At 60.7% G+C, this 10494-nt stretch carries 11 protein-coding genes and 1 other RNA gene; 4 read left to right on the top strand and 8 right to left on the bottom strand.

Annotated elements, in window-relative coordinates:
• The 4 genes from JV201_RS24505 to JV201_RS24490 form a co-directional block, all read right to left on the bottom strand.
• Positions 1 to 542 (bottom strand): membrane integrity-associated transporter subunit PqiC (locus JV201_RS24505; RefSeq protein ID WP_219407221.1); only part of this gene is annotated, 542 nt, incomplete at its 3' end.
• Positions 543 to 559: 17 nt separating this feature from the next.
• Positions 560 to 2215: an intermembrane transport protein PqiB gene (locus tag JV201_RS24500; protein ID WP_003216179.1), complete on the bottom strand. Its 1656-nt coding sequence runs from the start codon at positions 2213 to 2215 to the stop codon at positions 560 to 562.
• Positions 2196 to 2840 carry a paraquat-inducible protein A gene (locus JV201_RS24495; RefSeq protein WP_219406145.1) on the bottom strand — a complete coding sequence of 215 codons (645 nt, stop codon included), beginning with the start codon at positions 2838 to 2840 and terminating at the stop codon, positions 2196 to 2198. The genes JV201_RS24500 and JV201_RS24495 overlap by 20 nt, the downstream gene beginning before the upstream one ends.
• Positions 2837 to 3433 (bottom strand): paraquat-inducible protein A, encoded by a 597-nt coding sequence (locus JV201_RS24490; protein WP_003216183.1) that lies wholly within the window; start codon positions 3431 to 3433, stop codon positions 2837 to 2839. The genes JV201_RS24495 and JV201_RS24490 overlap by 4 nt, the downstream gene beginning before the upstream one ends.
• Before the next feature lie 179 nt (positions 3434 to 3612).
• Here JV201_RS24490 and JV201_RS24485 point away from each other — a divergent pair, with 179 nt between their 5' ends.
• Both JV201_RS24485 and JV201_RS24480 read left to right on the top strand, forming a co-directional pair.
• Positions 3613 to 4257, top strand: a complete 645-nt coding sequence (locus JV201_RS24485; protein ID WP_177040264.1) for an MBL fold metallo-hydrolase — start codon at positions 3613 to 3615, stop codon at positions 4255 to 4257.
• A 218-nt stretch (positions 4258 to 4475) separates the two neighbouring features.
• The gene (locus JV201_RS24480; protein WP_219406144.1) at positions 4476 to 5240 is read left to right on the top strand and encodes an OmpA family protein; all 765 of its coding nucleotides are present in this window, start codon (positions 4476 to 4478) and stop codon (positions 5238 to 5240) included.
• A 73-nt stretch (positions 5241 to 5313) separates the two neighbouring features.
• Here JV201_RS24480 and JV201_RS24475 read toward each other — a convergent pair whose 3' ends face one another.
• From JV201_RS24475 to JV201_RS24460, 4 genes are all read right to left on the bottom strand, one after another.
• A complete protein-coding gene (locus tag JV201_RS24475; RefSeq protein WP_003216188.1) occupies positions 5314 to 5895 on the bottom strand; it encodes a BON domain-containing protein in 582 nt (193 codons plus the stop codon).
• Positions 5892 to 6485 (bottom strand): phosphoheptose isomerase, encoded by a 594-nt coding sequence (locus tag JV201_RS24470; RefSeq protein ID WP_003216190.1) that lies wholly within the window; start codon positions 6483 to 6485, stop codon positions 5892 to 5894. Before JV201_RS24470 ends, JV201_RS24475 begins: the two co-directional genes overlap by 4 nt.
• A gap of 92 nt (positions 6486 to 6577) precedes the next feature.
• Positions 6578 to 6949: a YraN family protein gene (locus tag JV201_RS24465; protein ID WP_076014393.1), complete on the bottom strand. Its 372-nt coding sequence runs from the start codon at positions 6947 to 6949 to the stop codon at positions 6578 to 6580.
• The gene (locus JV201_RS24460; protein WP_008434234.1) at positions 6949 to 8760 is read right to left on the bottom strand and encodes a penicillin-binding protein activator; all 1812 of its coding nucleotides are present in this window, start codon (positions 8758 to 8760) and stop codon (positions 6949 to 6951) included. Before JV201_RS24460 ends, JV201_RS24465 begins: the two co-directional genes overlap by 1 nt.
• A 176-nt stretch (positions 8761 to 8936) precedes the next feature.
• Here JV201_RS24460 and rsmI point away from each other — a divergent pair, with 176 nt between their 5' ends.
• Complete coding sequence (rsmI, locus tag JV201_RS24455) at positions 8937 to 9842, top strand: 16S rRNA (cytidine(1402)-2'-O)-methyltransferase (protein WP_161635740.1); 906 nt, start codon at positions 8937 to 8939, stop codon at positions 9840 to 9842.
• Positions 9843 to 9937: 95 nt separating this feature from the next.
• Positions 9938 to 10291: RNase P RNA component class A (rnpB, locus tag JV201_RS24450), an RNA gene on the top strand.
• Positions 10292 to 10494 lie beyond the last annotated feature (203 nt).

Raw genomic sequence — 10494 nt, 5'->3', positions numbered from 1 at the left:
GGGCACTCACTCGATGACTTGTCGGCGGCCTGGCTGAGCAGCGCGGCAAACCGCTTGACGTTGTTTTGCTGCGCGATCACCAGGTCGTCAATGGTCGGGCCGGAAGGCGACTGCACCACCGTGCGACACGTCAGCGGCGTGCGTTCGTCCGTGCCCGTCTGGCGAAGCCGCCATTTGACGTCGAGCAGGGCGTACTGCCCGGGGATCGAGTCAAAGCGCTGGACCTCAATGCGCACCGCCAGGTTTTTCCGGCTGCTGGCGAGTTGATCCACCAGCGCGCTGCGCAACTCATCCACCAGGCTGGCAGCCCACCATTGCGTCTCGAGAATGGCCACGCCGCTGTCACCCTGGCGGATGACAATCTGCGGCCGGTCGACCTGTGGCGGGACCGTGATGCTTTCAATCCGGATCTCGCCCCCCGCGGTCAATGACGCATTGCTGCGCTGCACCGGCGTCAGGGTATGAAATTGAATGGGCTCACTGCGGCACGCCGTCAGCAGCAGCAACCCGGTGAGCAGCGTGATCTTCAGCGGCAAAGCCATGGTGGTTGCTCCTGTGGTCATTTGCGCGGTGGCCCTTGCAGGTCGGAGGGCGCGGCGTTGTCGGGGCGACCGCGAATCAGCGATTCGGGATGGCGTGCCAGGTAGTCCGACAGCTCTCGCAGGGAGCGCGACATGCGGCTCAGTTCGTCCAGGGTCTGGGTCAACTGTTCCCGTTGCGGCGAATCCTCGGCCAGGGTCGAACTGGCGGATTGCAGGGTTTTACTCACGTCGGCCAGCGTGTTTTGCACCCCCGGCAGTGTCTTGGCGTTGAACTGGCCGAGACCCTTGCGCAGTTCCACCAGGCTGCCGTCGAGGTTGCCGGCAATTCGCTCGATCGGCAGCTGGTTGATCTTGTTGACAATGCCTTCGAGTTTTTCCTGCAGTTGTTCCAGGTTGCCGGGGATGGTCGGAATACTGACGGGGCGCAGGTTCGGGTCAAACACGACTTTGTCGGCCTTGGGGAAGAAGTCCAGGGCGATATAGAGCTGGCCAGTGAGCAGGTTGCCGCTGCGGGCCTGGGCGCGCAGGCCGTGTTCGATGAAGCTGCCTATCAGGCGCACACCGCCGGCTTCGTCGTTGGGGTCATGCTTCAAGACCGTGAGCATTTTGGTGTTGGCTTCGCCGAGGCGCTGCGGGTAGATCACGATGCCGACGTTGACCGGGAAGCTGCGTTTTTTCTCGTCGAAATCCAGGTTGATCGACACCACTTTGCCGAATTCGATACCCAGGAATTCCACTGGCGCACCCACCGTAAGCCCGCGCAAGGCCTGGTCGAACCGCAGGTTCAGGTATTGCGCCTTGCCATTGGGCGGGGCCAGCGCGGTTTGCTGGTCGGCGAACAGTTCGTAGGAGTGTTCTTCGTCGGCCGGCTTGTCGTTTGGGCTGTAGGGCGGGGCGAGGAAGGCGATGCCGCCCACCAGCATGGACGACAAGGATTCGGTTTTCAGCGCAAACCCGTTGGCGCCGACACTCACATCAATCCCGCTGGCGTTCCAGAACCGGGTGTTCTCGGTGACGTAGGCGTCATTGGGTGCATGCACGAACACGTCGATGTTCACGCCCTTGCCGTCAGCGTCCAGGGCATAGGCCACCACCTGGCCAACGGGAATCTTGCGGTAGTACACGGGGGAGCCGATATCCAGCGAACCCAGATCCTGGGTGTGCAGCGTGAAGCGCTTGCCCGGTTCGCCATAGGTAATGGGCGGTGGGTTTTCCAGGCCGGTGAACCGGTTGGCGCGGGTATCGGACTGGCCGATATCGGCGCCGATATAATCCCCGGAGAGGAGCGTGTCGATACCGGAAACGCCGCCGGCGCCGATACGTGGGCGCACCACCCAGAACTGCGAGTCTTCACGGGTGAAGCTTTCAGCCTGCTTGGACAGTTTGATCGTGGCGTTGACGCTTTTCTGATCGTCGCTCAACTCCACATCAGTCACCTGGCCGATCACCACGTTGCGGTATTTCACGTCGGTCTTGTTGGCGGTCAGGCCGCTGCCGGTCTTGAAGGTAATGGTAATGCTCGGCCCTTGCTGAAGGATGCTGTGCACCACCAGCGAAATGCCCACCAGCACCGCGACAATCGGCACGATCCACACCAGCGAGACGCTGAAGCGCCGCGTCTTGATCGCAGGCGAGCCCGCAGGCTGCGGTTTGTCAGTGGTTTGCGACGCCATCCGGCATCTCCTCGTTGTGTGGGTTTTCCCAGATCAGGCGCGGGTCGAAACTCATTGCCGAGAGCATGGTGAAGACCACCACCAGGCCAAAGAACAGAATGCCCGGGCGCGGCTCGATGGTGCCCAGGGCCTGGAACCGCACCAGGGCGGCCACCAAGGCCACCACGATCACATCCAGCATCGACCAGTAGCCAATCACTTCGACGAAGCGAAACAGCTTCGAGCGCTCCTTGCGCGCCCACTGGTTATTGCGCTGCACGGTGACCAGCAGCAACGTCAATGCGACGAACTTGATACCCGGCACCGCGATGCTGGCGATGAAAATGATCAGGGCGATGTCCCAGGCGCCGTGCTGCCAGAACTCCAGCACGCCGCTCATGATGGTGCTGTCGGCGCCCGAGCCGAGCATCGAGGTGTTCATCACCGGCAGTAAGTTGGCGGGCACGTAAAACGCCAGCGCCGTCAGCATATAGGCCCAGGTACGGGTCAGCGAATGGACCTTGCGCCGGTGCAGCGGCGCGCCGCAACGCTCGCATTCGTCGGGCGCGGTGCTGACGTCGCAAGCCTGGCCGCAGCTGTGGCACAGGCACAGGTTCAGCTCGCTGGCGGTCGGTGGACGGCTCATAAAATGTCCCACAGGTCGCGAATATCACGCCCCGCAATGCGGATCAGCAACAGGCTGAGGGCGGCCAGGGCAAACAGGCCGGTGCCGGGCAATACATCCAGCATGCCGGCGAGTTTGAACACCGCCACCATGGCGCCCAGCAGGCAGACTTCGAGCATACTCCAGGGCCGAAGCGCTTCGAGCCAGCGCATGCACAGCTTGAACGCCGGCGAGCGTTGGCCCTTCATCGCAAAGCCCAGCACCCAGATCAACAGCAGCAACTGGAACACCGGCGCGATGATGATGGAAATCGCCGCCACCAGCGCGATGAAGGTGATCGGGCCCTGGGCCAGTGCGACCACCGAATCCCATAACGTGGCGCTGCTTTTCAGGCCTTGCAGGCTGATGCTCATCACCGGGTAGAAGTTGGCGAAAATCCACAGCACGGTGGCGGTCAGGGTCAGGGCCAGGCGTTGTTCCACCGACAGCCCGTTATAACGCTGGAGTACGCCTGCGCAGCGGGTGCAAAGGGTCTTCTGATGTTTGGCGAGCGTGACTTTTTCGTACACGCAATCGCAGTGTTCGCAGATGATCAATGGGCTGAGGGTCGCCATAAGTCCCACTCCATGCGCTATACGTTGCGCGTTGTATGACTGGCGCCAGAGTAGCTTAGCAGTTGCCGGGTTTGACAGCCGTGCGCTCGCGAGCGCTTTCGGATCGGGTGCAGGGTCGAACATACTGTGCGCCGGAATGCAGTACAAAAGAGTGTGCCTTTGAATTTGCAGGAATACCCATGAATATTCAGTCTCCCGCGCTGATCCGCGAAACGTTCCCGGTAGGCCCGTTGCAGTGCAACTGCACGATCATCGGCGACCCCGTCACCAAAAAAGCCATCGTCGTCGACCCGGGCGGCAACCATGAGCTGATCCTGGCGCGCCTCGATGCGCTGGGCCTGAAAGTGGTCAGCATTATTCACACCCACGCCCATCTCGATCACTTCCTGGCCTCCGGGCAGTTGAAGGAAAAAACCGGCGCTACCCTGCACTTGCACAAGGACGACCAGTTTCTGTGGGACAACCTGGAAATGCAGTGCCAGATGTTCCGCGTGCCTTACACGCCAGTGCCGTCGCCGGATCGTTGGCTGGAGGATGAAGAAGAGCTGGCCTGTGGTTGCGGGGTTGCCTTGCATACACCTGGACACACACCCGGCTCGATGAGTTTCTGGTTCGCCGACGCGAAGTTGCTGATTGCCGGCGATACCCTGTTTCGGCGCGGCGTGGGCCGTACGGATTTGTGGGGCGGTGACCAGGCGACCATCGTGCGCTCGATCAAGCAACGGCTCTACACCCTGGATGAGGCGGCGGTGGTGGTGACAGGGCACGGTCCGGACACGCGCCTGGGAGATGAAATGCGTGAGAATCCGTTTGTCCGCGCGTGAAGCACAATGTGGGTAGTTTTTCGGATACCAAGTGGCAACTATCAGACGAAACATATAGAGAAAATGACAATCACCGTTCAGGAAGTCTCTGCTAGGGTTTGAGTGTGGCCGGGCTTGTGTGGAGATGGAATTTTTACCGTTTGTCGTGTTCCAAGCTCGGCACAGGTCCAATGCCAATGTCCTCTGCATCACCGAATGCAAAAGTAGGAGCTTCCTTCATGTTCACTTCTCGTCGTCTGCTTGTTGTTGCTACTGCCGTAGCCCTGTTGTCGGGCTGCGCTTCACCTAATCCTTATGACGGCAGCCAGGCACAGGGTGGTGGCTCTTCCGGTGTGAGCAACACCGCCAAGTATGGTGGCCTGGGCGCCCTGGCCGGTGCGTTGGCGGGTGCAGCCATCGACCACAACAACCGCGGCAAGGGTGCGCTGATCGGCGCTGCCGTCGCCGGTATCGGTGGTGCGGGCTACGGTTACTACGCCGACCAGCAGGAAAAGAAACTGCGCGCCAGCATGGCCAACACCGGTGTCGAAGTGCAGCGCCAGGGCGACCAGATCAAGCTGATCATGCCGGGTAACATCACCTTCGCCACCAACTCGGATGCGATCTCCAGCAGCTTCTACACGCCGCTGAACAACCTGGCGAACTCGCTGAAGCAGTTCAACCAGAACACCATCCAGATCGTTGGCTACACCGACAGCACCGGCAGCCGTCAGCTCAACATGGACCTGTCCCAGCGTCGTGCGCAGAGCGTGGCCAATTACCTGACCTCCCAAGGTGTCAGCCCGACCAACCTGAGTGCCCGCGGTGCCGGCCCGGATAACCCGATCGCCAGCAACGCCGATGTCAATGGCCGTGCCCAGAACCGTCGTGTGGAGGTCAACCTGGGCCCGATCCCGGGCCAGCAGTACGGTCAGCCTGCCGCCCAGCAGCAACAGGCGCCGCAGCAGAACAACCAGTTCCAGGGCAACCCGTACCAGCAGTAAGAGTAACCTGTAGTCAATAAAAAGGGCGCCGTGCAATCCATGCATGGCGCCCTTTTTTGTGGCTGACGATAAATCAGTCGATGTATTCGAACAGCTTCACGATCTTCTGTACGCCGGACACACTTTGTACCAGGTTGGCGGCGCGGGTGGCTTCTGCCTGGGTCAGCAGGCCCATCATGTAGACGATGCCGTTGTCGGTGACGATCTTGATCCGAGAGCCGGGAATGGCGCTGTCGGTCAGCATCTGGGTCTTGATCTTGGTGGTCAGCAGGGCGTCGTTGCTGATTGCCAGCAGGGTGATCGGGTCCATCACCTGCAGTTCGTTGTGAACCTTCTTGACCCGCTGCACAGTGGCGGCAGCTTGTTCAGCCTGGGCCTTCAAGTCGGCGCGCGGGGTTTGGCCGGTGAGCAGCACCACGCCGTTGAAGCTGACGACCACGATGCGCGACGCGCCGTTGCCCAGGTCTGGAGCGGCCTTGGACACGTTGACGGAAACCTTGGTCTCGATCAGTGAGTCATCGATTTTGCTGCCGAAAGTGCGGGTGCCTTTATCGTCCTGGATGGGCGTGTCGCGGCTCGCTTCGATTACCGAGCTGCAGCCGCTGATGCCTAGGCACAGCGTGATTGCCAATAGGCTAAGGCGTTTAACGGTCATTCTTCACTCCCGAACAGTTGGCTGTCGATCAGATCGCACAGGCAGTGGATCGCCAGCAGGTGGACTTCCTGGATACGTGCGGTGACATTGGCCGGGACGCGGATTTCCACGTCTTCGGGCAACAGCAGCGAGGCCATGCCGCCGCCGTCGCGTCCGGTCAATGCTACGACAATCATTTCACGATCATGTGCGGCCTGGATTGCTTGAATAATATTCGCCGAGTTACCGCTGGTGGAGATCGCCAGCAGGACGTCCCCCGGCTGGCCAAGGGCGCGGATCTGTTTGGAGAAGATTTCGTTGTAGCTGTAGTCGTTGGCGATCGAGGTGATCGTCGAGGTGTCGGTGGTCAGGGCGATGGCCGGCAGGCTCGGGCGCTCACGCTCGAAGCGGTTGAGCAGCTCGGAGGAGAAATGCTGGGCATCGCCGGCCGAACCGCCGTTGCCGCACGAAAGCATTTTGCCCTCGTTGAGCAAGGCGTTGACCATGACCTGACTAGCTTGCTCGATGTGCGGTGCAAGTACGTCCATCGCCTGTTGCTTGGTATCGATACTGGCCTGGAAAAGCTGGCGAATTCGGGATTGCATGTCCATCTGTGTGACCTTAAGTAGCGCGGCTGTTTGGCACAGGAATGTGCAGCCCGCAAAGCAAAGAGCAAAAGTGTGCGGTGTAGATGTCCGGCGAATCAGCTGTCAAAGGCATCTTGCAGCCAGTTCAGGTCGGCTGTTCCCCGGGGAGTGCTTTCTATGGCAACCACATCGAAACGGCAGGGATGATCGGCCCAGCGACGCTCCTTGAGCAGGAAAAACTGCGCGGCGAGTATCAACTTCTGGCGCTTGCGCCCGTCGATACTGGCGAGCGCGCCACCCCATTGTGCGTGTTTTCTGTAGCGGACTTCGACAAATACTACTGTATCGCCGTCAAGCATGACCAGATCAAGCTCGCCGCGTTTGCATAACCAGTTCTGCGCCAGAAGGCGCAGACCTTGTTGTTGCAGGTACTCGAGAGCTTGAAGTTCGGCGTCCTTGCCGCTTTGTGCGCTTGACCGCTCGGGCATCAGCGCGGGGTATCAGGCAGGCGCTGGATCTCGCCACCGACGAACTTCGCCCATGGCATCTGGCGGTCGACACGCTGGCTGGCGCTGACGCCCAGGTTGCCCGACAGGCCGTCGACACGAGTGTCCGGCAGTGCCTTGAGCTGCCCCAGGCGCGGCGCCAGGCGGTAGGCATCCACACCCATCGCGTACAGGCGGCCAAGGCTGCCGTTGGCTTGTGGCCATTGGGCAGCGACCTGGTTGCGCAGCGGGTCGGTGGTGTTCAGCAGCCAAGGGGTTTCGCAGAACATCACGTTGGTCATGTCCAGGTACTGGTTCTTGTCGCCACTGGCGCTGAATACGTGGGACGTCGCATACACCGGCACGTCGCCAGCGTATTGGAAGTTCAGGGTCGGCTTGATCTGCTGGGCCAGTTGCGGAGTCACGGCCAGGAAGATGAACTCGATGTCCTGGCGGCGCGATGGCTGGGCGGAAACATCCGAACCTACCGTGCTTTGCAGGCTCTTGGCGCGGCCTTCGCTCTTGCGCAGCTGGAACAGGTCGGCAATCTGCTGGGCCAGGGCTACTGGCTGGTCAACGTACTCGACGCCCACCACGGTGCCGCCATTGGCTTCCCAATCCTGACGGAATGCCTTGTAGACGCGCTCGCCCCATTCGCCTTTCGGCACCATGGCGGCAGCGCGGTGCAGGCCATCGGCGCGAGCACGACGGGACACTTCACGGGCTTCGTCTTCAGCGGCCAGGCCAAACTGGAACAGTTGCGCCGGGTTCTGGTCGGCTTCGCTGTAGTTCAGGGCCAGGGTGGTGATCGGCAATTGCGGGCGTGCGCTGAGTTGCTTGACCAGCGGTTTCTCCAGCGGGCCGACCACCAGTTGTACGCCGGCGGCCTGGGCCTTGGCGTAGAAGTCGTCGATGGAGGTCAGGCGCGAGCTGTCGTAGAACTCGATCACCGGCGGCTTCTGCCCGGCTTGTTCAGCCTGGTAGTGCGCGGCCATGAAGCCTTCGCGCAGCGCCTTGGCAACGCCGGCCAGCGGACCTTCCTGCGGCAGCAGCAGGGCGATCTTGTTCAGCGGCTGGCTGGCCAGTTCCTTGAGCTTGGTCAGCGGCTGCGGCAATTGCGAAGCTGCCGGGTGGCCAGGGTTCTGGGCGCGCCAGGTGTCGATGGCCGCCTGCTGTTGCTCCAGAGTACCGGCGCCCTTGACTGCCTGGGCCAGGCTGATCCAGCCGTCCAGCGTCGGGTTGCCGCTGGCTTGCAGTTGATCGGCAGGCAAGGCGGCAATCAGTGCCCAGATGGCTTCGTGGTTGCTGTTGTAGGCATCGCCCGTCAGCAGCGGGGCCATGGCGACGCGCTCGCGGGCGGCGGCCAGGGTCTGGCCGTCGGCCTCATAGGCGCGGGCATGCACGGTGCCCGTGCGGATCTGCTGTTCAGGCGGCAGTTCCTTGAGGCTTTGCAGGCTCGGGTGATTCAAGGCCGTCAACGCTGCCTTGGGCTGGTTGCGGGCCATCGCCAGTTCAGCCGACAGGGTGCTGGCAAATACCTGCGCCGCCGGTTTCAGGACGTCCAGTGGCACCTGGGCAAGAATCTGCGCCGAGCGTCCCGGATTGTTTTGGTGGAACGCCAGGTCAGCCGCACTCAAGCGCAACAGCGCGGCTTTTTCCGGAGTCTTGGCCGAAGTCGCCTGTTCGAGCAGTTGCTCGATGCTGGCATCCGGAGTCCGGGGGAGGTCGCCAAGGCTGGACGAGGGCGAGCTGGCGCAAGCCGCCAACAGGGCAGCGAGGCAGAGGGCAGAGAACAGCCGCAGGCAAGCGATCATGTAAGTGTTCCTGATACCGATCAAATTAGCGTGGAATTGTACCCAAGCACTGGCCGGGGCGCGATGTTACTGGCGTGAAACCGTCTATTTAGGTCGTGTAAATGTTGCAGGACCCAATACGCGGCTGAAATCGAACCCGCCCCGAGGGCATATATTCAAGGCGTCTACGCGCTACAATGTGGCTTTTGCCAACCATCGAGGTGTGCGTTTTGACTGCTCCAGGTCCTTTGAATTCCACTGCAGGCTCGCTTTTTGTCGTGGCGACGCCCATTGGCAACCTGGACGACATCAGTGCGCGTGCGCTGAAAGTGTTGCGCGACGTAAAACTGATCGCGGCTGAAGACACTCGGCACTCCCAGCGGTTGATGCAGCATTTCGGTATTCCGACCCCCTTGGCCGCCTGTCACGAACACAACGAGCGTGAAGAAGGCAGTCGTTTTATCACTCGTTTGTTGGCGGGTGATGACGTGGCGTTGATCTCGGATGCGGGTACGCCGCTGATTTCCGACCCTGGCTATCATCTGGTTCGCCAGGCGCGGGCGGCTGGTATCAATGTAGTGCCTGTTCCGGGAGCGTGCGCGCTGATTGCTGCATTGTCTGCTGCCGGCTTGCCGTCGGACCGGTTTATCTTCGAAGGCTTCCTGCCTGCCAAGGCCGTCGGGCGCCGGGCGCGCCTGGAACTGGTAAAGGAAGAGCCACGCACGCTGATCTTCTACGAAGCCCCGCACCGCATCCTTGAGTGCCTGCAAGATATGGAGCTGGTGTTCGGCGGCGATCGCCTGGCACTGCTGGCGCGGGAAATCACCAAGACCTTCGAAACCCTCAAGGGCTTGCCGCTGCAGGAACTGCGCGAATTTGTCGAGGGCGACAGCAATCAGCAGCGCGGCGAGTGCGTGGTGCTGGTAGCCGGCTGGTCGGCGCCGGAAAGCGAAGATGCCGTGGGCAGCGAGGCAATGCGCATTCTTGACCTGCTGCTCAAGGAGATGCCATTGAAGCGCGCCGCTGCATTGGCCGCGGAAATAACCGGCGTACGCAAGAACGTCCTGTATCAAGTGGCGCTGGATAAACAAAAGGGCGAATAGTTCCGGGTTCTAACCTGCACTCCGTCTGAACATGATGGCATTAGTGTCTTTTAATACTTGTTCTAACGCCGCCGTGCCGTTAACCTGCGCGGCGGAGAGTCGATTGGACAGTCGCTGCCTTCTATGAAAATTAGAGGGGGGAGGAAAGTCCGGGCTCCATAGGGCGAAGTGCCAGGTAATGCCTGGGAGGCGTGAGCCTACGGAAAGTGCCACAGAAAATAACCGCCTAAGTACTTCGGTACCGGTAAGGGTGAAAAGGTGCGGTAAGAGCGCACCGCACGACTGGCAACAGTTCGTGGCTAGGTAAACCCCACTTGGAGCAAGACCAAATAGGGTCCCAAGGCGTGGCCCGCGCTGGGACCGGGTAGGTTGCTAAAGATGTCCAGTGATGGCCATCGTAGACGAATGACTGTTCAAGACAGAACCCGGCTTACAGATCGACTCTCCACCTTTTTTCCTTCTGTCCGAATCTCGGGCAGGAACCTGGTAGTAACGCGAGAATCCCTCCCTGCTGAATCGTCAGCAGATGCGTCTTCGTAATACCGAAAAAATCTTACTCTTAATAAATTACTTTAACTTTAAGCCTTAGCTCTTTGAGCTATTTGGTGTTGTTGAGTCAAAATCGCCGTCAAACTCTCGTTTCTCCTCCCTT

This window comes from Pseudomonas sp. Colony2, assembly GCF_019382755.1.
Classification (GTDB): domain Bacteria; phylum Pseudomonadota; class Gammaproteobacteria; order Pseudomonadales; family Pseudomonadaceae; genus Aquipseudomonas.
Note: the sequence above shows the minus strand (reverse complement) of the source record. Positions and strands in the feature narration are given on the sequence as shown.